The 22,870-nt window shown below is 66.1% G+C and carries 22 protein-coding genes; 12 read left to right on the top strand and 10 right to left on the bottom strand.

From position 1 onward, the window contains the following. Window positions 1-2: 2 nt before the first annotated feature. The 3 genes from ACQY8M_RS31580 to ACQY8M_RS31590 are packed head-to-tail and all read left to right on the top strand — an operon-like array spanning window position 3 to window position 3,369. Window positions 3-1,001, top strand: coding sequence for an MBL fold metallo-hydrolase (locus tag ACQY8M_RS31580; protein ID WP_428664575.1), 999 nt, complete (start codon window positions 3-5; stop codon window positions 999-1,001). Then, complete coding sequence (locus ACQY8M_RS31585; RefSeq protein ID WP_428664578.1) at window positions 998-1,762, top strand: DUF2272 domain-containing protein; 765 nt, start codon at window positions 998-1,000, stop codon at window positions 1,760-1,762. The genes ACQY8M_RS31580 and ACQY8M_RS31585 overlap by 4 nt, the downstream gene beginning before the upstream one ends. Before the next feature lie 8 nt (window positions 1,763-1,770). Continuing rightward, the gene (locus tag ACQY8M_RS31590; RefSeq protein ID WP_428664581.1) at window positions 1,771-3,369 is read left to right on the top strand and encodes a GMC family oxidoreductase; all 1,599 of its coding nucleotides are present in this window, start codon (window positions 1,771-1,773) and stop codon (window positions 3,367-3,369) included. 53 nt (window positions 3,370-3,422) lie between these two features. On the opposite strand, the gene ACQY8M_RS31595 is transcribed toward ACQY8M_RS31590, so the two are convergent. The 4 genes from ACQY8M_RS31595 to ACQY8M_RS31610 all read right to left on the bottom strand — a co-directional run bounded on the left by ACQY8M_RS31595 (window position 3,423) and on the right by ACQY8M_RS31610 (window position 6,866). Further along, the gene (locus tag ACQY8M_RS31595) at window positions 3,423-4,193 is read right to left on the bottom strand and encodes an ABC transporter permease (protein WP_428664584.1); all 771 of its coding nucleotides are present in this window, start codon (window positions 4,191-4,193) and stop codon (window positions 3,423-3,425) included. Then, window positions 4,190-4,963 carry an ABC transporter ATP-binding protein gene (locus ACQY8M_RS31600; protein WP_428664586.1) on the bottom strand — a complete coding sequence of 258 codons (774 nt, stop codon included), beginning with the start codon at window positions 4,961-4,963 and terminating at the stop codon, window positions 4,190-4,192. Before ACQY8M_RS31600 ends, ACQY8M_RS31595 begins: the two co-directional genes overlap by 4 nt. Further along, complete coding sequence (locus ACQY8M_RS31605; RefSeq protein WP_428664589.1) at window positions 4,960-5,976, bottom strand: ABC transporter substrate-binding protein; 1,017 nt, start codon at window positions 5,974-5,976, stop codon at window positions 4,960-4,962. Before ACQY8M_RS31605 ends, ACQY8M_RS31600 begins: the two co-directional genes overlap by 4 nt. 86 nt (window positions 5,977-6,062) lie before the next feature. Beyond that, on the bottom strand, window positions 6,063-6,866 hold the full coding sequence (locus tag ACQY8M_RS31610) for a DUF2272 domain-containing protein (RefSeq protein ID WP_428664592.1): 804 nt from the start codon (window positions 6,864-6,866) through the stop codon (window positions 6,063-6,065). A 70-nt stretch (window positions 6,867-6,936) separates the two neighbouring features. Between ACQY8M_RS31610 and ACQY8M_RS31615 the strand changes: the two genes are divergently transcribed. From ACQY8M_RS31615 to ACQY8M_RS31635, 5 genes are all read left to right on the top strand, one after another. After that, a complete protein-coding gene (locus tag ACQY8M_RS31615; RefSeq protein ID WP_428664595.1) occupies window positions 6,937-7,677 on the top strand; it encodes a GNAT family N-acetyltransferase in 741 nt (246 codons plus the stop codon). A 21-nt stretch (window positions 7,678-7,698) separates the two neighbouring features. Then, window positions 7,699-9,420 (top strand): long-chain-fatty-acid--CoA ligase, encoded by a 1,722-nt coding sequence (locus ACQY8M_RS31620; protein ID WP_428664598.1) that lies wholly within the window; start codon window positions 7,699-7,701, stop codon window positions 9,418-9,420. A 76-nt stretch (window positions 9,421-9,496) separates the two neighbouring features. After that, window positions 9,497-10,093 (top strand): hypothetical protein, encoded by a 597-nt coding sequence (locus tag ACQY8M_RS31625; protein ID WP_428664601.1) that lies wholly within the window; start codon window positions 9,497-9,499, stop codon window positions 10,091-10,093. Between the two features lie 12 nt (window positions 10,094-10,105). Next, complete coding sequence (gene ggt, locus ACQY8M_RS31630) at window positions 10,106-11,704, top strand: gamma-glutamyltransferase (protein ID WP_428664604.1); 1,599 nt, start codon at window positions 10,106-10,108, stop codon at window positions 11,702-11,704. A gap of 4 nt (window positions 11,705-11,708) precedes the next feature. Continuing rightward, window positions 11,709-12,746, top strand: a complete 1,038-nt coding sequence (locus ACQY8M_RS31635) for a hypothetical protein (protein WP_428664607.1) — start codon at window positions 11,709-11,711, stop codon at window positions 12,744-12,746. A 21-nt stretch (window positions 12,747-12,767) separates the two neighbouring features. Here ACQY8M_RS31635 and ACQY8M_RS31640 read toward each other — a convergent pair whose 3' ends face one another. The 4 genes from ACQY8M_RS31640 to ACQY8M_RS31655 all read right to left on the bottom strand — a co-directional run bounded on the left by ACQY8M_RS31640 (window position 12,768) and on the right by ACQY8M_RS31655 (window position 17,327). After that, window positions 12,768-13,199: a hypothetical protein gene (locus ACQY8M_RS31640; protein ID WP_428664610.1), complete on the bottom strand. Its 432-nt coding sequence runs from the start codon at window positions 13,197-13,199 to the stop codon at window positions 12,768-12,770. A gap of 125 nt (window positions 13,200-13,324) precedes the next feature. After that, window positions 13,325-13,600 (bottom strand): hypothetical protein, encoded by a 276-nt coding sequence (locus ACQY8M_RS31645; RefSeq protein ID WP_428664613.1) that lies wholly within the window; start codon window positions 13,598-13,600, stop codon window positions 13,325-13,327. 298 nt (window positions 13,601-13,898) lie between these two features. Continuing rightward, window positions 13,899-14,849 carry a hypothetical protein gene (locus ACQY8M_RS31650; protein ID WP_428664616.1) on the bottom strand — a complete coding sequence of 317 codons (951 nt, stop codon included), beginning with the start codon at window positions 14,847-14,849 and terminating at the stop codon, window positions 13,899-13,901. Window positions 14,850-14,942: 93 nt separating this feature from the next. Further along, window positions 14,943-17,327 carry an arylsulfatase gene (locus tag ACQY8M_RS31655; RefSeq protein ID WP_428664619.1) on the bottom strand — a complete coding sequence of 795 codons (2,385 nt, stop codon included), beginning with the start codon at window positions 17,325-17,327 and terminating at the stop codon, window positions 14,943-14,945. Window positions 17,328-17,516: 189 nt separating this feature from the next. On the opposite strand from ACQY8M_RS31655, the gene ACQY8M_RS31660 reads away from it, so the two are divergent. Further along, window positions 17,517-18,581, top strand: a complete 1,065-nt coding sequence (locus ACQY8M_RS31660; RefSeq protein WP_428664622.1) for an AraC family transcriptional regulator ligand-binding domain-containing protein — start codon at window positions 17,517-17,519, stop codon at window positions 18,579-18,581. Window positions 18,582-18,692: 111 nt separating this feature from the next. On the opposite strand, the gene ACQY8M_RS31665 is transcribed toward ACQY8M_RS31660, so the two are convergent. Further along, window positions 18,693-19,064 (bottom strand): VOC family protein, encoded by a 372-nt coding sequence (locus ACQY8M_RS31665; RefSeq protein ID WP_428664625.1) that lies wholly within the window; start codon window positions 19,062-19,064, stop codon window positions 18,693-18,695. Window positions 19,065-19,154: 90 nt separating this feature from the next. On the opposite strand from ACQY8M_RS31665, the gene ACQY8M_RS31670 reads away from it, so the two are divergent. Then, window positions 19,155-19,688: a CGNR zinc finger domain-containing protein gene (locus tag ACQY8M_RS31670; protein WP_428664628.1), complete on the top strand. Its 534-nt coding sequence runs from the start codon at window positions 19,155-19,157 to the stop codon at window positions 19,686-19,688. Window positions 19,689-19,981: 293 nt separating this feature from the next. Here ACQY8M_RS31670 and ACQY8M_RS31675 read toward each other — a convergent pair whose 3' ends face one another. Then, window positions 19,982-20,278, bottom strand: coding sequence for an SCP2 sterol-binding domain-containing protein (locus tag ACQY8M_RS31675; protein ID WP_428664631.1), 297 nt, complete (start codon window positions 20,276-20,278; stop codon window positions 19,982-19,984). Between the two features lie 101 nt (window positions 20,279-20,379). On the opposite strand from ACQY8M_RS31675, the gene ACQY8M_RS31680 reads away from it, so the two are divergent. Further along, window positions 20,380-21,243, top strand: a complete 864-nt coding sequence (locus ACQY8M_RS31680) for an SDR family oxidoreductase (protein ID WP_428664634.1) — start codon at window positions 20,380-20,382, stop codon at window positions 21,241-21,243. 3 nt (window positions 21,244-21,246) lie between these two features. Next, the gene (locus ACQY8M_RS31685; RefSeq protein ID WP_428664637.1) at window positions 21,247-22,863 is read left to right on the top strand and encodes an acyl-CoA carboxylase subunit beta; all 1,617 of its coding nucleotides are present in this window, start codon (window positions 21,247-21,249) and stop codon (window positions 22,861-22,863) included. Window positions 22,864-22,870: the final 7 nt, after the last annotated feature.

A 22,870-nucleotide genomic window follows, 5' to 3' on the forward strand; every position in this document is an offset into this window, starting at 1 on the left:
CGATGAGACGCCTCGTCCTGCTTGTCGCTGTCCTGGTAGCGAGCAATCTTCCCGTCGTGCGCGCAGGGCATGCGGCCGACGGCTTCGACATCGTGAGCCTCGGCGCGCTGGGCGGCATCGAGGACGGCAATCTCAGCGCCTGGCTCGTCCATCCGCATGACGACGACCGCGGTGTAACGTTCGACGCCGGCACACTGGTCAACGGCCTGCGGGTGGCCGACGAAAAGGGCGCATTCGAGGCCGTCGCGCTGCCGCCGGAGTCCCCTCTCAGCCGCGTGGGCTACGTGCTGACCGACCGGATCAAGGGCTACCTGATAAGCCATGCGCATCTCGACCATGTGGCCGGTCTGATCATTGCCTCACCGGACGACGGCCGTAAGCCGATTTATGCCCTGCCGTCGGTCAACGCGGCCCTGACCGACACCTACTTCAACTGGCAGGCCTGGCCGAACTTCACCGATCGCGGCAAGGCACCGCAGCTCAAGAAGTTCCCGCTCGTCGACCTGACGCCCGGCGGGACGGTCCCGCTGCAGGGCACGAGGATGACCGTGACCGCCTTTCCGCTCAGCCATGGTGGCGTCGAATCGACGGCGTTCGTGGTCGAGTGCGACGGCGACATCGTGGTCTATTTCGGCGACACCGGCCCCGACGCCGTCGAGAAGGGCACGAAAATGCGCGAGGTCTGGTCGGCCGTGGCCGAGAGGACCAGGCAGCGCAGGCTGAAGGCGATCCTGATCGAATCGTCCTACACCAGCGACCGTCCGGACGCGCAGCTGTTCGGCCATCTCACGCCGAAGTGGATCATGAAGTCACTGCACGAGCTCGATGAGATGGCGGGCGGCAAGGCGCTCAATGAGCTCCCGGTAGTGATCACGCACATCAAGTACGCGCTGACACGCGAGCAGCCGCAGGCTCGCATGGCGCAGGAGCTGGCCGCCGAGAACGATCTCGGCGTGCGCTTCGTCATTCCTTCTCAGGGAATTCGCTGGCACTTCAAATGAGCCGCGCGGCTGCCTCACCCCTGCCGCTGTTGATGCTGCTTTTGGTTGCCGCCTGCGCCCCGACCCCGCCACCCGCACCGCCACCGAAGCCCGCTGTCCCGCTGAAGCCGCTCGGCCCCTGCCCTGCTTCGGCGTGGACGCCGGAAGCACCGCCGCCGACCGCCAGCGCCAGGACCTCGATGGTGCTGCTCGCGGTTGGGGAATGGGCGCGCTACGGGCGCCAGACGATCACCTATCCGGCGAGCGGTCCTTCACGCATCGAGCAACAAGGCGTCCAGGAGCGTGACGCACCGGAGCGCATCCGCGACTACTGGCAGAGTGTCGGCAAGCCCGATCTCAGCGGGCTGAACGACGTGCCATGGTCGGCCGCCTTCATCTCGTGGGACATCGAGAGCGCCGGGGTCTCGCGCGACCTGTTCTGCCCCGACGCGCGCCACACGATCTATGTCGAGCGCATGGTCGAGCGCGCCCGCCGGCCGGGCGCCGCGTTCGTGCCGCTCCCCCTGAACGCGCGGGCGCCGCAGGTCGGCGACCTGTTGTGCGCGTCGCGCGACGGCGGCGGCACGACCCTGCAAAACCTCGATCGCGGGCCCGGACATTGCGACATCGTCGTCGAGGTCCGCCCAGGCGAAGTGCACGCCATCGGCGGCAACGTGGCCGACTCGGTCAGCCGCAGCGTCTTTCCGCTGGACGAATCAGGCTTTTTGTCGCCCATATCGGCCCGGCGATTCTTCACCGTGATCGAGAACCGACTGCCCTAGGAAGAGAGATGCGGCTTTACGATTCGTACGACTACGTCATCATCGGCGCCGGCTCGGCCGGCAGCGTCATCGCGAACCGGCTGGGCGAGGACTACCGGCTGCGCATCCTGATCATCGAGGCCGGGCCGCCCGATACGTCCTTCATGCTGAAGATGCCGGCGGGGTTCGCCAGCCTCGGCGAGAAGTCGCCCTACAACTGGCGCTACGAGACGACGCCGCAGAAGCATTGCAACGACCGGCGCATGTACTGGCCGCGCGGCAAGACGCTGGGCGGCTCGTCGGCGATCAACGCCATGCTCTACGTCCGCGGCAACGCCTGGGACTACGACCACTGGCGCCAACTCGGCAACGAGGGCTGGAGCTACAACGACGTGTTGCCGTTCTTCAAGAAGGCCGAGAACAACGAGCGCGGCGGCGACGATTTCCACGGGACCGGCGGGCCGCTGAACGTCGCCGACCAAACCGATCCGGCGAAGATCAGCGAAGCCTTCGTCAAGGCTGCGGAGCAGGCCGGCCACAAGCGGATCACCGACTTCAACGGCTCCGTCCAGGAGGGCGTCGGCTTCTACCAGGTCACGCAGAAGAACCAGGAACGCTGGAGCACCGCCAGCGCCTACCTGCGGCCCGCGGTCGAGCGCAACAAGAACAACGTCCATGTCGTGTCCAATGCGCTGGTCGAGCGCATCATCCTCGACAAGAACCTCGCCATGGGCGTGCGCTACTCCGTTAATGGGCGGGACGAGGTGGCGCGCGCCGAGCGCGAGATCATCCTGTGCGGCGGCGCGGTGAACTCGCCGCAGCTGCTAATGCTGTCGGGCATCGGCCCGGCCGACCACCTGAACTCGCTCGGGATCCGGCCGCTGTTCGACCTCCCCGGTGTCGGCGGCAATCTGCAGGACCATCTCGACGCTGGCCTGCTGCAGGCCTGCAAGACGCGCGACACCTACGACGCGGCCAACAAGCTGTGGTCGCTGTGGCAGTACAAGATGAACCGGAAAGGCCCCGGAACATCGCCGATCGCGGAATCAGGCGGGTTCCTCAGCACGCGCAGCGGCCTGTCGGCGCCCGACGTGCAGCTCCATTTCCTCCCCGCCCTCGTCGTCGATCACGGCCGTACCCGGCTCAAGAAGAACGGCTACACGCTGCATGTCTGTGCGCTCCGACCCGAGAGCACCGGCACGATCCGGCTGAAGAGCAAGAAACCCGGCGATCATCCGCTGATCGACGCCAACTACCTCGCCGAGCGCCGCGATCTCGACACGCTGATCGCCGGCGTGAAGATGGGCCGCGACATTCTCGCCCAGTCCGGCTTCGATCCCTACCGGGCCGAGGAGCTCGAGCCCGGGCCGGCCGCGAAGACGGATGCCGAGCTCGAGAAGTGGATCCGCGCTCGGTGCGAGACGATCTATCACCCCGTCGGCACCTGCAAGATGGGTCCGGATAACGATGCGATGGCGGTGGTCGACAACCAATGCCGCGTCCGCGGCATCGATGGGCTCCGGGTGGTCGACGCCTCGGTGATGCCGACCGTGGTCGGCGGCAACACCAATGCGCCGACGATCATGATCGCCGAGCGGGTCGCGGCCTGGATGCAGGGAGCGGCTTAGCTCCTCATCCCCCTCCTCCCTGCGCGCCCGGGCGGGGAGGAATTCAAAGCGCGTCAGCGCCAGCGCAGCAGGCGGTTCTCAATCAGGTTCATCGCCGACATGATGCAGACCGAGACCAGCGACAGCAGGATGATGATGGCGAACACGCCGTTGGTCTTGAAGCTGGCGGCGAGCAGCTGCAGCGCCTGGCCAAGCCCGTGCTCGGAAGCGATGATCTCGCCGCCGACCACGCCGAGCAGCGCGTAGACGAGGCCGAGCCGAAGGCCGTTGAAGATCACGGGCACGGCCGAGGGCAGCACGAAGGTGCGGAAGATCTGCGCGCCGCTGGCGCCCAGGGTGCGCGCGAGCGTGATGTGGTCGGGATTGACGCCGCGGCCGCCGGCCACGGTGCTCGACAGCACGATGAAGAAGGTCAGGCTGAAGCCGACCGCGACCTTGGAGCCGAGCCCCAGCCCGAACCAGATCAGGAACAGCGGCGCCAGCGCGATGCGTGGCATGGCGTTCAGCGCCATCAGGATCGGGTTGAGCAGCGATTCGACGGTCGGGCTGACGACGAACAGCATGCCGAACGCGATGCCGACCACACTGCCCAGGCCGAAGGCGAGCAAGGTGCCCAGCATCGTCCAGCCGAGATCGTCGATCAGCGTGCCATTGACGAAAATGCCCTCCCACAGGAACCTCGCGATGCCGGTCGGCGCGCCGATCAGGATCGGATCGATCCATCGATGGGTGGCGGCGTATTCCCACAGCGCGAAGAACGCCGCGAGGATCACGATGCGGCCGAGCCAGATCAGCGGGCCGCGCGGCAGGGTTCCGTCGTTCATGTGCCCAGCCCCTCCTCGAGCTTGGACCAGACATGGGCGTAAAGCTCGTGGAAGGCCGGGTCCTTCTGCAAGGCGCGCACCGAGCGCGGCCGCGGCAGGGTGATCGGCACGTCGGCCACGATCCGGCCGGGCCGCGCGCTCATGACGATGACCCGGTCGGACATGGTCACCGCCTCGCTGAGATCATGCGTGATGAACAGCACGGTGCGACCGTCGCGCTGCCACAGCGACAGCAGCACGTCCTCGAGCTGTAGCTTGGTCTGCGCGTCGAGCGCTCCGAACGGCTCGTCCATCAGCAGCACCGGCGAGGCCAGCGCGAAGGTGCGCGCGAGCGCCACCCTCTGCCGCATGCCCTGCGAGAGCTGCTTGGGGTAAGCATGCTCGAAGCCCTTCAGCCCAACCTTCTCCAGCAGGTCGATCGCGCGGGCACGGCGCTCGGCTGCCGGGACGCCGCGGATCTCGCCGCCCAGCTCGGCGTTGCCGAGCGCGGTGCGCCACGGCGCCAGCGCGTCGCGCGCCAGCATGTAGGCGATGTCACGATTGCCCTCGACCGGCGGCTTGCCACCGACCGTGAAGATCCCCGAGCCGACGCCGCCCGGCAGCAGGCCGGCGGCGAAGTTCAGCAACGTCGTCTTGCCGCAGCCGCTCGGGCCCACGATCGACACGAACTCGCCGGCGCGAACGTTTAAGGAAACGTCCGCGACCGCGACGATATCGGGGCTGAACCGGACGGAGACGTGGTCGAGGACGATGGCTCCGTTGCCGCTCAAGGCGCCTTGTCCCAGACGATCTTGGCGGGATCGACCGGTTTGTCGAGCACCTTGGCCTCGCGATAGAAGTCGAGGATCGCCTTGACCGCGCGCCGGTCGACCTTGAGGTCGGGGCTGTAGGCCGGAATCACGGTCTTGATCCAGTCGCGGCGCAGTTGATCGGCGCCGGGCAGATCGCCGAAGCTGATCAACGGCGTGTAGATCTTGACCAGCTCCTCGAAGTTTGCCGGGTCGTTGAACCACTCGGCGGCATCGCGGAACGCGGCGTACCACGCTTCCATCAGCTTGGGATTGCCGTCGGCCATCTCGCGCCGGGCGACGAACACGACCGACGCGCCGGTCATCTCCTTCACCGCCGCCGGGCCCTCGCCAACCGTCATGTCGATCACGGTAGCGCAGGTCTTGTTGAAGGCGCAGAGCTGGGTGAGCGGCTGGAACAGCACCGCCGCGTCGACCTGCTTGCCGACCACCATCGAGGTGTAGGCCGTCGCGGGGCCGCCGACGGCGACGTACGTCACGTCCGAGGGCTGCATGCCTGCATCGCGCAGCATCGCATTGAAGATCACCTCGCCGCCCGACCCACGCGCCGTGGTGCCTATCTTCAGGCCCTTGAAGTCCTTCATCATCGCTGGATAGCCCTTGTCCTTGTTGGGCAAAGGCACATCGGCGCGCACGCTCACCGATAGAACGACGGCGGGCAGGCTGAGCCCGACCAGAACCAGGCCACTCTCGCCGGTCGCCGCGGTAAGCTCCGTGCCGGTCTGGGCGATGTCGATCGACTTTCCGACGAGTGCCTGCAGGCCGAGCGTGCCGGAGTTGAGCGTCTTTATCTCGCACTTGAAGTTGTACTTCTCGCAGAAGCCCTTTTTCTGCGCGACGACGGCATGCATGTTGCCCGTCGTGCCGGCATAGTTCTGGATGTTCAGGGTCTCGCCGTTGGCGCGTGGCTGCGCAGCCGCACTGCCGACCAACCCCGCGACGGCAACGGCCGTCAGCATCCCTCGCCAGATCATCGTTTCCTCCCTCTCCACGTTTTCTCGCACTATGGAGAGCGGGAACCGACCGCGCGAGTGCAAACTGACGCCTGCGTCAGCGCTCGCTATGTCGCCCGGTTCTCGACGACCATCATCCATAGCTTGCCTGGCGTGTTGGCAAGGCGGCCCCGTGAGTCGACCGGATAGAGGCTCATGGTGACGCTGTTCTTCACGTTACCGCCGACGGCATGCACGAAACCTCCGCGCACGCCGGTGACGACGTCGCAATGGCTCACCGTGTTGTCGATCCGTCGCCGCGCTGTGCGCGAATCGGCGTAGCGCCAGGTCGGGCCGGCCGTGCCTGTGCAGACCAGGTCGCCTTCCTTGGGAGCATATTCGTTCGGCGCATGCAGCGCGAAGCTCGCGCCGCGGCCGCCGTGATCGCGGTCATAGAGCGACATGAGGTATTGGCCGTGCCGGCCGGCGGGCGGGAACGCACTCTGGCTGACACCGGACCTGGTCATCACCCACGACACGAACGCCCCGGACCACGGACGGCCCGAGGTCCGGCCGTTCCATTCGGGATGGCCGCAGCTCCCCCAATAGTCGCCGACCCGGCTGTTCAGCGGCTCGCTGTGCTCGTTCATGCCGGGGCGGTTGGTGTAGCCGTTGGCCGCCCCGCCGTAGACGACCGTGGAGCGCCCGAAACGGGTCCATTCCTGCCAGGCGACCAGCGCGGTGCGGTTGGTGGGTGGCTGATCGGCGTAGCCATGGCTACCATCCGTGCTGCCGCACCCCGCGAGACCGACCAGGAGAAAAGTCAGGAAAAGAAGTGCTGGCAGCCGCTGTCCGGTCGAACGGCAGGAACGAGGAAAGCGCGGCTGCCAGCAAACACGATCATCGACGAAGGGGCTGTCGATGGAGCTCATACATCACTTACAGTTAACATGATAACTGTCTGTTCTTGCTTGATTCATTTCTTAACACAAAACTTTAGGCATGTCACGCGAATCAGATATCCGGGCGCTCGAGCGGCGCGCCTTCCGGGCCTGGCCGGCGCTCGAAACCGATACGACCGCCGGCTGGGTCCGGCGATTTTCCGGCGGCTATACGAAAAGAGCCAATTCGATCAATGCCTTGGAAGCAGATATCGAGTTCAACCAATCTTTAAGGATAGCGCTGGAATCCCCTTATCGAGCGCGCGGCCTGCAGCCGATCTGGCGCCTGACGCCCCTCGCCCCGCCGGAAGTCGATGCGGCCCTGGCCGATGCCGGGTACCGCCGGATCGACGAGAGCCTCGTCCAGCGCAGCGCCCTGGAGGGACGGTTCGTCCAGGACCCCGAGGTCCGGATCGACCCGACCCCGTCAGCGGCCTGGCTGGCGGGATTTGCCGAACTGAGCCCGGTCGCCCCTGCCCATCGCGAGACCATGGAGCGCATGCTCCGGTCGATCAAAGCACCGGTCGGCTTCGCCCGGGTCGAGGACGACGGCGAGCCGGTCGCCTTCGCGCTCGGTGTCGTGGACGGCGGCCACGTCGGCCTGTTCGACGTGCTGGTCGCGCCGCGGGCGCGCCGCCGAGGGTTGGCGCGGCGCCTCACCGAGAGCGTCTGCGCCTGGGGCCAGGCGCATGGCGCGCGCTTCGCCTACCTGCAGGTGGTGGCGACCAACCGGGCCGCCTTGCCGCTCTACGCCGCCCTCGGCTTCGAGACTGTCTACAGCTACGGCTATCGCGTGCCATAGTGTGTGCAAAGGGAGGAAAAAATGTCGGCTTATGTGTGGGAGAAGAGCTATCCGCCGGGCGTGAAATGGGAACTCGATGTCCCGAAGAAGACACTCCAGCAGATCTTCGAGGACAGCTGCGCGCAATACGGCGACCGGCCGTTCACGGACTTCCTCGACAAGGTCATGACCTTCCGTGACTACAAGGAAGCGTCGGACCATGCCGCCGCCGGCTTCCAGAAGCTGGGCGTCGGGCCGGGCGTCAATGTCGGGCTCTACCTGCCCAACACGCCCCACTACATCATCGCCTTCTTCGGCATCCTGAAGGCCGGCGGCCGGGTGGTGAACTACAGCCCGCTCGATGCCGCGCGCGAGCTCGAGTTCAAGATCGGCGATTCCGAGACCGACATTCTGGTCACGCTCGACGTCACCGCGCTCTATCCGAAGATGGCGGCGATGCGCGGCAAGACGCGACTGAAGAAACTGATCGTCGGCTCGATCGCCGATTACCTCCCGTGGCCCAAGAACTGGCTCTATCCGATCGCCAAGAAGAAGGATATCTCGCCGTGGCCGCGCGACGACTGGCACATGTCGTTCAAGGATCTGCTGAGCAACGACGGCAAGTACAAGAGCCATCCGGCGCCGGAGAACCTGTGGGATGAGGTGGCGCTGCTGCAATACACCGGCGGCACCACTGGCTTGCCCAAGGCGGCGATGCTGACCCACGGCTGCGTCGTGTCGGCGATGGCGCAGGGCCAAGCCTGGACGACGCCCTATACTACGCCCGGCGCCGAAAAGGTCGTCTGCGTGCTGCCGCTGTTCCACATCTATGCGCTGTCGGGAATCATGCTGGGCGCGGTGCGCAACGGCAACCAGCTGATCCTCTACCCGCGGCCCGACATCGACATGATTGTCACCGACCTCGCGAAGAAGAAGCCGACCTTCCTGCCCGGCGTGCCGACGCTCTACACAGCGATCAACAAGCATCCCAAGGCGCAGGGCCTCGACCTCAGCTCGCTCAAGATCTGCATGTCGGGCGGCGCGCCCCTGCCGGTCGAGGTGCAGCAGAGCTTCGAGAAGCTGACCGGCGCGACGCTGATCGAGGGCTACGGCCTGACCGAGACCTCGCCCACCGGTGCGATCTGCCCGGTCGACAAGTCGGTGCGCCGCACGGGCTCGTGCGGCCTGCCCATGCCGGGCACCGTGATCGAGATCCGCGACATGGAGAATCCCGATCGGGTTCTGCCGGCCGGCAAGGAGCATGTCGGCGAGGTCTGCATCATCGGCCCGCAGGTCATGAAGGGCTACTGGAAGAAGCCGGCCGAGACGGAGCAGGTCTTGTTCAGCCATCCGGCAAGCAACTGGAAGGGCCTGCGCACCGGCGACATGGGCTACATGGACGAGGCCGGCTGGCTCTATCTCGTCGACCGCTCCAAGGACCTCATCATCTCGTCAGGCTACAACGTCTACCCGCGCATGATCGAGGAAGCGGTCTACGAGCACCCGGCGGTCGACGAATGCATCGTCATCGGCATCCCCGATCCCTACCGCCAGGAAGCGCCCAAGGTCTTCGTCAAGCTGAAGCCCGGCGCCCACCTCACGTTCGAGGAGCTGAAGAAGCATCTCGACGGCAAGATCGGCAAGCACGAGATGCCGGTCGCGCTCGAGATCCGACCCGAGCTGCCCAAGACCCCGGTCGGCAAACTGTCGAAGAAGGAGCTGAAGGAAGAAGAGCGCGCCAAGGCGACGGCGAAGGCGGCATGATCATTCTCTTCTGGACCGCGAGCCTCTGGCTCGCTCATGATCTTGAGCGAGCCAGAGGCTCGCGGTCCGGAAGACCATGATCATTTCTCGTCGCAATATTGTTCTTGGCGGATCGGCTTTCGTCCTCGCCGGCTGCTTCGACCGGCCGTGGTACGAGGAGAACGCGCAGCAGAAGGCGTTCCTCGACGGGCTGCAGGTGCTCGCCAAGCCGGCGCTCGCGTCGAACAATCCGTTGCGCCTCGAGGAAGCAACCAAGAAGAGCCTCGAGCTGGCGGCCAGGACCGGCGCCTTCACCGACTGGCAGGGCATCCTGCGCACCGTCGAGGGCAACGCCCAGAAGGTCGCCATTACCATCGAGATCGGGCCGCAAGTTTCGCTCTACGCATTCAACGACTGGGCGCTGGGCATGGCGGGCGCCGTCGCCGACCTGTTCTCCACACGATCCCGCGAAAGCCCGCCGCCGGGGCTTTCCGATCCGGCCATTGCGGCGCTAAAAACCTTCCGGCTCAACGAAAGGGTGACCCTGTCGGGCCGCCTGGGCGAAATCGCCGGCTCGGGCCTGTTCGATCTCACGAACCTGCTCGGCAAGAGCGATGCCGACAACCGCCAGTTCCTGCAGGTGCCGCGCTTCGTGGCGCGCATCGAGACGCTGGCGGCGACGAAGAAGAAATAGAAAGGAATTTGGGTGCCGTCCTTCAACTACGATTTCCCGTACGGCTCGAAGAAGCTGCCGGTCTTCGCCGCCAACGTGGTGGCGTCCTCGCAGCATCTGGCGGCGACGGCGGGCCTGCGCATGCTCGCCAAAGGCGGCAACGCGGTCGATGCCGCGATCGCCAGCGCGGCCGCCATCACCGTGGTCGAGCCAACCATGAACGGCATCGGCTCGGACGCCTTCTGCATCCTGTGGGACGGCACCAAGCTGGTTGGCCTCAACGCCTCGGGCCACTCGCCCGCGCTGATGACGCCGGACAAGTACGAGGGCCAGGCGAAAATCGCCGACACCGGCTGGGGCGCCGTCAGCACGCCGGGCGCGGTGTCGCTCTGGATGACCCTGCACGCGCGCTACGGCAAGCTGCCCTTCGCCGACCTGTTCGAGCCGGCGATCAAGTACGCCCATGACGGCTTCCGAGTCTCCTACATGGTGGCGCGCCAGTGGGACGCCGCGATCGCCCGGCTCAAGGGCCAGGAGGCCTGGGTGAAAGCCTTCCTGCCCAACGGCCGTGCGCCGCTTCCGGGCGAGGTCTGGAAATTCCCCGACCAGGCCAAGACGCTGCGGATGATCGCCGAGAGCAAGGGCGAGGCGTTCTATCGCGGCGAGCTTGCCGAGGCGATCGACAAGTACGCCAAGGAAACGGGGGGCGCGCTGCGCCGCAACGACCTCGAGAGCCACGCGCCGGACTGGGTCGATCCGATCGGGCTCACCTATCGCGGCACGACCCTGCACGAGATCCCGCCGAACGGCCAGGGCATCGCCGCCTGCATGGCGCTCGGCATCCTCGAGAATTTCGATGTCGCCGGACACGAACCCGACAGCCCCGAGATGGCGCATCTCAGGATCGAGGCGATGAAGCTCGCCTTCGCCGACATCTATCGCTACGTCGCCGATCCGCGCTTCATGGAGGTGACGCCGAAGCAAATGCTCGACAAGGGCTATCTCAAGAGCCGCGCCAAGCTGATCGATCCGAAGAAGGCACAGGATTTCGGCCCGGGCGTGCCGAAGGACGGCGGCACGATCTACCTCGGCACCGCCGACGAGTCCGGCATGATGGTCTCGCTGATCCAATCGAACTACACTGGCTTCGGCTCGGGCATCGTGGTGCCCGGCACCGGCATCGCCCTGCACAACCGGGCGAGCGGCTTCGTGACCACGAAGGGTCATCCCAATCAGGTCGGGCCGAAGAAGCGCCCGTTCCACACCATCATCCCCGCCTTCATCACCAAGGATGGCCAGCCGGTGGCCACGTTCGGCCTGATGGGCGGCGCCATGCAGCCGCAGGGCCACATGCAGGTCTTCTCGCGCATCGTCGACTACGGCCAGAACCCGCAGGCGGCCATCGATGCGCCGCGCTGGCGGGTGCACGAGAGCGACGGCACGGTGTGGACGGAGAACCACTTCCCGGCCGACACCGCGACCGGACTCGAATCGCGCGGCCACAAGCTCACCCGCACCCAGTGGCCGAGCTTCGCCTTCGGCTCGAGCCAGATCATCTGGAAGTTCCCCGACGGCGGCCCCTACCTCGGCGCGTCGGAGAGCCGGCGCGACGGCGCGGCGGTCGGATTCTGATCCGATGACCGCCGTCACGATCGCCGACGGCGGCTTCCGCATAGACGGCCGGCCAACCTATCCCGGCCGCAGCTGGAAAGGCCATCGCATCGAGGGCCGGCTGTTCAACAGCCGCATGGCCAACGCCGTCGCCGACGACGAGAACCCGGCGACTCGTGGCGCCTGGGCCTATGCCGACGGCGACTGGGACGCCGAACGCAGCACGCGCGAGTTCATCGCCGCCCTGCCCGCCTATCGCGCACATGGGCTGCTTGCCGTCTGCATCAACCTCTCGGGCGGCAGCCCGCAGGGCTATTCGTGGCACCAGCCGTGGAAGATCTGCGGCTTCAGGCCGGAGGGCACGATCAAGCCCGACTGGGCCGCGCGCCTCGACGGCGTGATCAAGGCCTGCGACCGGCTCGGCATGGTCGTGATCCTCGGCCTGTTCTACGGCAAGCAGAGCGGCACGCTGGTGGACGAGACGGCCGTGAAAGCCGCCGTCACCAACACGGTCGACTGGCTGCTCGCGGCGAATGCGACCAACGTGCTGGTCGAGATCGGCAACGAGGTGGATCTCGAGAATGTCTGGGCGCATCCGATCATCGCCGCGCCGCGCTGCCACGAGTTGATCGAGCTGGCGCAGAAGCGTGGCAACGGAAAGCTGCTGGTGAGCACCAGCCTGATCGGGATCGACGCACCGCCAGCCGCCACCGTGGCGGCCGCCGACTTCCTGCTGCCGCACGGCAATCGCATCCATGGGCCGGATAGCCATTACCAGCCGAGCCCGCACGGCATCCGCCTGCAGCTCGCCCGCTGGCGCGCTTCGCCGGCCTATCGGGGGCAGCCGATCGTCTACAACGAGGACGACCATTTCGAGTTCGACAAGCCCGACAATCATTTCGTTGCCGCCGTCGAAGGCGGCGCGAGCTGGGGCTTCTTCGACTATCGCATGAGCCGCGAGCGCTTCGAGGACGGCTTCCAGTCCCTGCCGGTCGACTGGACGATTTCGTCCAGCCGCAAGCGCGCGTTCTTCGGGTTGCTCAAGGAGATCACCGGGAGCTGATCCGCTCCTGTCGAGCGCGGATCAGTCGACGTACATCCCATACATGTCGGCGTCGTCCCACACGCCGCCGTCGAGCATCGCCGGCGAGGAGGGATTGTAGCCGGTGTCCGTGTTCTCGGACTTGTACTCCTGGCGCGATTGCAGGGTCATGGCGCCGCTGATGTACCTGTTGTAGGCGGTCGGACCGCCCATGTAGAGGCATCCGCAGATCGTGGGATCGGCATACACGTAGACGGGCCTGCCTTTGTAGGTGGTCGGCCGGATCATGTGAGCGGGATATTGGCGGAAGTCGGTCAACTGGGCCTCAGTCTTGATCGACCGCTTCTTGAAGCCGGCCGCTGTGAGCCGGTTCTCCTTGGCCTGCGGCCCGTAAGCGGCGGGAGTGACCGGCTCGCAAGCGAGCAGGCCGAGCGCCAGCACTGGAACCGCAAGCAGTGGCATGAACAGTTTCATCGATCTCCCCCGTATGTCTGCCGGACGGTCAGCCCACGCCGTTCGTCCGGCGTTACAAGAATGCCGTGCTCCAGACAGACATCACCGACCGCGAACAGGTCAAGTGCCTTGTCGCACCCCGACGACTAGGCAGCCAGGGCTTGCCCCTTCATATGCTCGATGCCGAGCAGGTTCATCGTGAAGATCGGCCTGCTCTCGCGCGGCCACAGGCCCCGCCCTCTCGGCCGGCCCGCTGGAAAAAGGTCTAAAAGCAGCGCGGTCCATCCGAACATCAGCATGCCGAGCGCGGGTTCGATGGCGCCCGAGAGGCGATGAGCAGGCGAAAGCTCAAGCTCCGTTGCACCCACCGTGGTGACGCTCGCCGGCCCGCGGCTTCGGCAGCATCCCGACAATTCGGTCAAGAATCAATTGCGCCGCAAGTTGAAGCATCGCGGTGGCAACGACCATCAAAAGCGCAAACAGCGCTTGCCGCATAGGGACGGGCACAGCTTCCTGGCGCCTTCTACCCGTCAGACGCTTCCAAGATCAGGCCGACGCTGCCGCTCACGCCGCAGTTCAGGGACCCGAGACAGGTCTTGGTCTTGATGAGCGGCCCGGACAGGTCTTGTGCCTACGCACCGCCGGCCAGGATTGCCATGGCGGACAACGCCAGCGCCGCCGCCGAGGTAAGCCTTTTCATTGTTCGCTCCCTGGATTGGATCAGAACTTGACGGTTAAGCCGATGAGCGGACCGTGCAGGATCAGGTTGACGCCCGAGTTGTCGGGCCAGCTGCCGAAGCTGATGCTCGTCGACAGCGCGCGGTAGCCGCCGAGAGCGGCAATCGCATGCCCGTCGAACTGCCATGTGTAGCTGTAGAGCGCGGCGACCTGCCACGAGAATGCCGAGCTGCCGGAAATGCCGAAGCCGCCGATATCGGCCTTGAGCATGGCCTCCTGGCTGGGCGTGAACTGGTGGCGCAGCCGCAGGCCGATCAGCGGATCGACCCATTGCAACGTCCCGCTGTCGGCAACGCCGACGGTCTTCGAGCGGTCGAACCGGCTGAGGCGCGGATCGGAGAAATCGAGCGTCCAGGTGAGATCGAGGTTTATCTGGGTCGAGAGGTTCCAGTAGCGGATGCCTGCATAGGCATCGAGCGCGGTGAAGGACCGTTCGCTTCCAGGCCAATGCGCAACCTCGTACAGGGCGCCTGCCTCGATGATGGTGAGCGACGTGGTGACGGCGGCATTCGACTTCGTGCTGAGCGTCACCCCACGGATCGGATTGGCATAGGACACCGCGGAGGTCGGAATGCCCAGCTTCGCCCACACCAGGTCGCCGTAGAAGCCCAAGCGTCCCTTCCTGGCCTCGGCGTAGCCGTCGAAGGCGACCAGCGAACTGCTCTTCTGGATGAGGTCGATGAGACTGGCATTGAAGTCGACGGTGTTGCCGTGCGCCGTGGCGTTGCCGGCGAGACCGTTCAACCAGGCGTAACTCGTGAAGCCGAAACGCCAGTCGTCGGCGGACTTCCCGTCACCGGGCGGCGATTTGTCCGGGACGGGCGCCGCGGCGTGGACGCTATCCGTCGCCGCAGGATTCTCTTGCGCCCGGGCGATGGTCGCCATCAGCCCGAGCAAGCCCGCCGTCGCCGCGAGCAGTACTTGTCTTTTCAAGCAGATCTCGTTTCTCGATTGTTGCCCGAGTTGCGCCGCGAGCCGTGGCTCGCAGCTGGCCGGCTCCCGGCGGAGCGGACATGGGGCCGCACCCTAGTCGCGCTTCGCTGCCTTCTCCTGGAACTCACGCATGGCTTCTGGCGTGACGCTCGACTCTCCGAGATCGACAGTCACGCGGCCCAGCTTGCCGGTGAACTCGAACGGCACCTGGTAGTCACGGTCGTCGACCGGCGTGCCGGTGTCGAGGCCGACGTCGAGGGTTTCGTCCCATGCCCAGGTGAAGGGCAGCGTCCGGGGCAGCGCGCGCTGCGCGACCTGGACGCCATCGACCGACAGCGTGCCGTTGCCGCCGCGCGCGACCGGAGGACCCTTGGCGTCCATCTGCCAGTCGAAGACGACCGTATGGCGGCCCGGCGGCAAGGCGGCCGGGGCTTCCCACTTCACGTGCTCGACGCCCAGCAGGTTCATCGTGAAGACCGGCTTGCCCTCGCGCAGATACAGGCCCCAGCCCGAGAAGCGGCCGCCCTGCGTGATCAGCATTCCGTTCGCCCCGCCCTGCGGCACCTCGATCTCGGCGGTGATGCGATAGGAGCGGTTGAGGATGCCCGGCGCCGCGTTCGCCTGAATCGCCGAGACCGGCGCCGTATAGACGAACTGCTTGCGGCCGGCGGCCGGCCCGGGCCGCGGCTCGATCATGCGGGTGAGCAGCGAGTTGTCGAGCGGCAGCACCTGGTAGCGCGTGGCTTCCATCAGGAACACCTCCTGCATGGCGCGCAGGCGCTGCGGCTCGCGTTGCGCGAGGTCGTTCACCTGGGTGGGATCCTGCACGAGGTTGTAGAGTTCCCACTTGTAACCGTTGAGCACGTCGGCGGGCACCGCAGCGGCGGTGTTCCACGGCGTCGCGATCGGCGTCGTGCTCGCCATCCAGCCGTCGTGATAGAGGGCACGATTGCCCATGATCTCGAAATACTGCGTCCGGCGGCGGGACGGCAGGCCGGCGGCGGCCTTGTCCCACGTATAGCCCATGCTGGTGCCTTCGATCGGATGCTGCGCGATGCCGTTGATCGTGTTCGCCTGCGGAACGCCGACCGCCTCGAGGATCGTCGGGACGATGTCGATCAGATGATGGAACTGCGTGCGCATGCCGCCGCGATCGGCGATCCGCTTCGGCCAGGAAATCGCCATGCCGTTGCGCGTGCCGCCGAGATGCGAGGCGACCTGCTTGGTCCAGCGATAGGGCGTGTTGAACGCGATCGTCCACGGCACGGCCATATGATTGTAGGTCAGGTCGCTGCCCCAAACGTCGATCAGCGGCAGCTGCTGCTCGACGGTGAAGGCCACGCCGTTGAAGTAGGCGACCTCGTTCGGCGTGCCGTTCATCGAGCCTTCGGCGCTGCCGCCGTTGTCACCGCTGATATAGACGATCAGCGTGTTGTCGAACTGGCCGAGATCCTTGACCGTCTGGATGACGCGCCCGATCTCGTGATCGGTGTAGGCAAGGAAGGCCGCGTAGACCTCGACCTGGCGCGTGAACAGGCGCTTCTCGTCGGCCGTGAGGCTGTCCCACTTCTTCATGTCGTCGGGCCACGGCGGCAGCTGGGCGTTGGCCGGGATGACGCCCAGCTTACGCTGGTTCTCGAAGATCTGCTGGCGCAGCACTTCCCAGCCGGCGTCGAACTTGCCCTTGAATTTCTCGATCCATTCCTTCGGCGGCTGGTGCGGCGCGTGCGTGCCGCCCGGCGCGTAATGGATGAACCACGGGCGTTCGGGCGAGACCGCGGCCTGAGTCCTGATATGGGAGATGGCGTCGTCCGCCATCGCGGTGCCGAGGTTCCAGTCCTTCTTGCCGACATAAGGATGAATCGGCGTGGTGTTGCGGAAGAGATTGCCCGGCTGCCACTGGCTCGTGTCGCCGCCGACGAAGCCGTAGAAATAGTCGAAGCCCATGCCGATCGGCCAGTTGCCGAACGGCCCGACCGGGTTGGCCTCCCACGGCGGCACGTTATGGTTCTTGCCGAACCAGGCGGTCGAGAAGCCATTGTGCTTCAGCGTCTGCGAGACCGGCGCCTTTTCCGGCGGGATGATCGCGTTGTAGCCCGGGTAGGCGGTCGACAGTTCGGAGATGTTACCGAAGCCGACGGAGTGATGATTGCGGCCGGTCAGCAGCGCAGCGCGGCTGGGCGAGCACAGGGCAGTGGTATGGAACTGCGTGTAGCGCAGGCCTGCCTCGGCAATCTGATCGAGCGCCGGTGTCGGGATGACGCCGCCGAAGGTCGACGGTGCGCCGAAGCCGACATCGTCGGTCAGGATCAACAACACGTTCGGCGCGTTCGCAGGCGCCGCCACCGCGGCCGGCCATCCGCTCGTGCTGTCTTTCGCATTGGGCATGATCGCGCCGGTGAAGGGCGGCGTGGGGATCGGGAGCACGCGGCTGTCGGGGAACTCGACGGTCCCCGGCGCGCCCGGCGCTCCGCGCATTTGCTGGGCCTGGCCTGCCGTTGGAGAAAGGGCAAGGCACGCCACCAATGCACTCGTTGCCCTCAAGGCAGCCGTCCATCTGCGTTTCATCTTGTCCCCAATTTTCTCATCTGCGATGAAGTATTTTAAGATGACTTGGAAAATGTGTCCTTGCAGTTTGCGACAAATCCGCTGGCGCGGAGGACATTCATGACCGCCATGACAGGCGCCGCGAACCGATTGACGGGGCTGCCGGTCATTCCGGAAGGCATGGTGCGCGCTCACCCGTTCGCCGGACTGCCTGCCGCACTTGCGGGTTTCGGTGTGTCGTTGGACACGGTTCTCGGCGAGATCGGCCGGCCTCCCGACCTGATCAGCGATCCCGAGCGAGTCATCGCCGTCGGGGACGGCGCGGCCCTGCTTGCCGCCTGTGCCCGAAAGACGGGCTGCGCTCACTTCCCGCTGGTCGCCTCGCAGTCGGTTTCCTTGGAATCACTCGGCCCGATCGGCATCCTTGCGCGCGGCGCGGCCAGTGTCGGCGCCGCCCTGCGGGGACTGATCCTGGCCCTGCATCTTCACGATCGCACGACGGTGCCCGCCCTGGTGAGGCACGGTGACATCGCGACCCTCTACGTTACCCACTTCGGGCCCGTCGCCAATGGCTTGCCCGAGGTGACTGAGTTCGTAGCGTCGATCGTGAGCAACATCGTGCGCGACCTTTGCGGCCCGGCATGGAAGCCGGTCGAAGTCAGGCTGGCGCGCCGCTCTCCGGCCGACAAGCGGCCCTACCGGCGCAGGTTCTCCGCTCCCGTCGTGTTCGATGCGGAAAGAACCGCGCTGGCATTCTCCGCGTCATGGCTGGAGCGAGAAGTCCACGACGCGGCGCCGCAAGCGGCGCTGACGCCGATGCTCTCGCTCGATGAGGTCGCCCGCCTGCGCCGGCTCGATCTCGCCTCGGCGGTGCGGCGCGCCTGCGTCATGGCCTTGATTCAGGGCGTTCCCACGGTGGATCGCATCGCGCAGCTGGCAGGGCTTCAGCGCCGCACCCTGAATCGCAAGCTGCGCGGCGAAGCCACGACGGCGCGGAAAGAACTCGACAGGGTGAAATCGCAGATCGCCCAGCAGTTGCTCGCGGCGACGGAGCTCCCGCCCGAAGAAATTGCCGGCGCCCTCGGCTACGGCGACGGGACGACCTTCACGCGCGCGTTCACCACTTGGGTCGGATCGCCGCCCGTAGCCTGGCGGCGCCGGAACTCGACGTCACCGCCGATTTGAACAAGAGCCCGGTCGCGAGTCGCTCCCGGAGGCCGCGTTCGCGCTGACCGGCGAGACCGGTGACGATAGTGCCCGAGAGCGCCATCGTCGGCACCGTGAGCCAGGCGTCGCCTATTTCCCGCAGTAGGACTCGAGCCGGTAACCGTCGGGGTCCACCACGAACGCCGCATAGTAATTCGGACCATAGTCCGTGCGCACGCCGGGCTTGCCGTTGTCGGTGCCGCCGGCCGCGAGCGCGGCGGCATGGAAGGCGTCGACGGATTTGCGGTCGGGCGCCACGAAGCAGAAATGCAGGCCCGACTCCCCGTCGGGTTTCACGGGCTGCGCAGTGGCGCCGAGCCAGAGCTGCACCGAATTGGCGCCATAGCCCAGCGACGTATCGCCGTCCGACAGCCGCGTGTAGCCGAGCGGCTTCAGCACGGCATCATAGAATCGTCCCGAGCGCGGGATGTCGGCGACGCCGATCGAAATGTGGTCGAGCATGTCATCCTCCAGTTTAACTATATAACTGGTTATATGGTTATCACGGGCATGTCGCTTGTCAACCGGCCAACCGGTTAGTATCTGCGGTTGATGACGCGTCCCGACCTGTGCCTGGATTTCGCCAATACCCGCTATTGGCGGGGCCAGGAGGTGCCGACGGAGACGTTGAAGGCGCCTGCCGATCTTGCCGCCTGGGCAAGGGCAACCAAGCCTCTCCCCGGGACGGAGTTCGATCGGGCGATCGCGCTCCGCGAGGCGGTTTACCGGCTGTTGGACGCGCAGGCCCAGGGCAAGGCGGCGCCCTCGCGCGACCTTGAGACGCTGAACCACGCGCTGGCGCAGGCCCCTGCCCGCACGACCCTGAAGCGCGGTCGTGACGGCTATGAGTGGAATGTGGACATGACGTCCGGCACGGCGCTCACGCTGCTGGCGCCGGTCCTCTGGTCGGCCGGCGATCTGCTGGCCGGTCCGCGGCTCGACAAGGTGCGGCGCTGCGCCAATCCCGAGTGCGGTTGGCTGTTCCTCGACGACAGCCGTGCCGGCAAGCGGCGCTGGTGCTCTATGTCTTCCTGCGGCAACCGCGCCAAGGCGCGCCGGCACTATCACAAGAGCAAGGAGCCATGAGCGGCCTGGAGGCTCGGGCGACGTGTGAATCGCTACCGAGCCACCTCATCCCGAGGCCTGTGAGTGTCCAAAATGGGAGCGAACGAGGGGTCCGTTTCACGACAGCGTGACCTCACCCCGAAGGATGCGGTGGGGATGGTCGCCGGCAATGTCCCGAGAAACGCGGTGTCGATCGACACCGCGCAGCGTGGGCGAGTTCTTGTCTATTCTGAACTGTGCGGGTGGCAACCGTCCGCGGCCGCTCTCTCTCCCGCACGTGAATGCGCTGCCGCCCGCCAGCGCGCGGGAACTTGCTAACGCAAGATGCTCTGAAGCTTCATCGCGACGCCCATGTCGCCTTCGATCTTGAGCTTGCCGGTCATGAACGCGGTCATGCCGTCGAGCTTGCCGCCGATCAGGTCGGTGAAATCGCTGAACGCCATCTTGACCGTGCAGTCGGCGGCGCCATCGTCGTTGCTGACGGCCGGCGGATTGGCGTTGCCGTCGATGTAGACGACGCCCTGGTCGGTGCTGAACTTCACGGTGTTGCCGAAGGACGACTTCTTCGACGCGCCTTCCTTCATTTTTTCGGTAATTTCCTGCAAGGTCATGGCGGGTTCTTCCTCCAGTCGGTCGATGCAATGGGGGCTTACTTGACCTTTACGTAAACGTCAAATACAGGCCGATGAACGGCCGTTCAGGCGGAGGAAACATGTCGTATCGCTCGGTCTTCAAGCCGGGATTGTTTGGCGGGCAGACCGTGATCGTGACCGGCGGCGGCAGCGGCATCGGCCGGTGCACCGCGCACGAGATCGCCGCGCTGGGCGCCCATGTCGTCATCACCGGCCGCAAGCCGGAGAAGCTCACCGTCGTTAAGGGCGAGATCGAGGCGGCCGGCGGCACCTGCGAGACTCACGCCTTCGACATCCGCGAGGAAGCGCAGGTCAAGGAAGCGATCGCCGCGATCGTGGCGAAGAACGGCCGCATCCATGGCTTGTTCAACAATGCCGGCGGCCAGTTCCCCGCCCCCGCCGCGGCGATCAGCGCCAAGGGCTTCGACGTCGTCGTGCGCAACAACCTCACCGGCGGCTTCATCGTCAGCCGCGAGGTTTACACGCAATCGATGCAGAACCACGGCGGCTCGATCGTCAACATGACCGCCGACTATCGCAACGGCTTCCCCAGCATGGTGCACACCGGCGCCGCCCGCGCCGGCATGGCCAACCTCACCATGACTCTCGCCTACGAGTGGGCCGTGTCCGGTGTGCGGGTGAACTCGGTGGCGCCGGGCTGGATCGCGTCGTCGGGCATGGACACCTACACCGGCGAGTTCAAGGAGAACATTCCCAAGCTCAAGAACCACTGCCCGCTCGGACGGCTCGGCACCGAGAGCGAGGTGTCGGCCGCGGTGTGCTTCCTGCTGAGCGACGCGTCGGCCTACATCACCGGCACCGAGATCCGGATCGACGGCGGCGTGCCGCTCGGCAACCGCTCCATGCCCCTGCCCGCCACGGACAAGTCGCAGGCGTTCAACGGCTTCCATCTCGCCGTCACGCCCAAAGTGCTGGGCGGCTGAGCGATGCCGATCCTCGAAAGCCAGGTCGATCGCAACAGCGACCAGTTCAAGCGCAATCGAGAGAAGATGCTCGCCGCGATCCAGGAGTTTCGCGACGCCGAAGCCAGCGTTCAGGCGACGTCCGACAAATCGCGCGAGCGCTTCGCCAAGCGCAAGCAGCTCATGCCGCGCGAGCGCATCGCCCTGCTGCTCGACCGCGGCGCGCCGTTCCTCGAACTGATGCCGCTCGCCGGCTATCGCATGCACGACGACCGGGACGGCTCGAGCGCGGGTGGCGGCTCGGTCGCCGGCATCGGCTATGTCGAGGGCGTGCGCTGTATGGTGTCGGCCTCGAACTCGGCGATCAAAGGCGGCACCGTGGCGCCCTCGGGCCAGCGCAAGGGACAGCGCGTCCAGCAGGTCGTGATGGAGAACAAGCTGCCGGTCGTGAACCTCGTGGAGTCCGGCGGCGCGAATCTCCTGTACCAGGCCGAGATCTTCGTGCCCGGCGGTCGCGGCTTCGCCAACCAGGCGCGCATGTCGGCGCGCGGCATCCCGCAGGTCACGGTCGTGCACGGCTCGTCGACCGCGGGCGGTGCCTATCTGCCGGGCCTCAGCGACTACGTCATCATGGTGCGCAACCAGGCCAAGGTGTTCCTCGCCGGCCCGCCGCTTTTGAAGGCCGCGACCGGCGAGATCGCGACCGATGAGGAGCTGGGCGGCGCGGAGATGCACGCCACCGTCTCGGGCGTCGCCGAATGGATGGCCGAGAACGACGCCGACGGCATCCGAATGGCGCGCGAGATCATCGCCAAGTGGCACTGGAACGACAGGCTGCCGCCCAAGACCGTCCGGCCATTCAAGGACCCGCTCTACGATATCGACGAGCTGTGCGGCGTCGTGCCGCCGTCGCACAAGGACCCGTACGACGTGCGCGAGGTGATCGCGCGGCTGGTCGACGGATCGGACTTCCTCGAGTTCAAGGGCCTGTTCGACCAGCAGACGATCTGCGGCTGGGCCGAGATCGAGGGCGAACCGGTCGGGCTGATCGGCAACAACGGGCCGATCACGACCAAGGGCGCGGTGAAAGCCGCGCAGTTCATCCAGCTCTGCTGCCAGCAGGGCACGCCGATCGTCTACCTGCAGAACACGACCGGCTACATGGTCGGCACGGAGGCGGAGCGCGGCGGCATCGTCAAGCACGGCTCGAAGATGATCCAGGCCGTGGCCAACGCGACCGTGCCGCAGATAACTATTGTTATCGGCGGCAGCTTCGGCGCCGGCAATTACGGCATGTGCGGCCGCGCCTACGATCCGCGCTTCATCTTCGCCTGGCCCAACAACCGCACCGCCGTCATGGGCGGCGAGCAGGCGGCCGGGGTGATGAAGACCGTGACCGAGCAGAAGTTCCTGCGCGAGGGCAAGGAGCCGCCGCGCGAGCAGATCGACAAGATGTTCAAGAGCATCGTCGACCAGTTCGACCGCGAATCGACCGCGCTCTACGGCACCGCGCATCTATGGGACGACGGCATCATCGACCCGCGCGACACGCGCCGCGTGCTGGCCTTCACCCTCTCGATCGCCCGCGAGTCGTTGGTGCGTCCGCTCAATCCCATCACCTTCGGCGTCGCGAGGATGTGAGCGATGG

The sequence above is a fragment of the Reyranella sp. genome (assembly GCF_965279465.1).
Lineage (GTDB): Bacteria > Pseudomonadota > Alphaproteobacteria > Reyranellales > Reyranellaceae > Reyranella.